This is a genomic window from Streptomyces sp. a15 (assembly GCF_059026085.1).
Genome location: NZ_JBWLKM010000317.1, coordinates 1 through 275, shown reverse-complemented (window position 1 = coordinate 275; position 275 = coordinate 1). Strand labels below are relative to the sequence as shown.

Sequence of the window (275 nt, the reverse complement as noted above, 5' to 3'; positions counted from 1 at the left end):
TACAAGGGTCACCGGTACCCGGTCGAGGTCATCTCCCACTGCGTGTGGCTGTACTTCCGCTTCCCGCTGTCGTTCCGCGAGGTCGAGGAGCTCATGCTCGAGCGCGGGATCGTCGTCTCCTACGAGACGGTGCGCCGCTGGTGCGCCAAGTTCGGACAGCAGTACGCAGGCGCGCTGCGCCGCCGGCAGCCCCGGCCCGGGGGACAAGTGGCTCTACCTTCTTGAACGGGTTGGTCCTCCCGTTCGTAGGGTGAGGACACCCAGGGGAGTCGGGT

The 275-nt window shown here is 66.9% G+C and carries 1 pseudogene; it reads left to right on the top strand.

The window, feature by feature from the left end:
* A pseudogene (locus tag AC5P09_RS52300) lies at nt 1–192 on the top strand (IS6 family transposase); the annotation flags it as partial.
* Nucleotides 193–275: the final 83 nt, after the last annotated feature.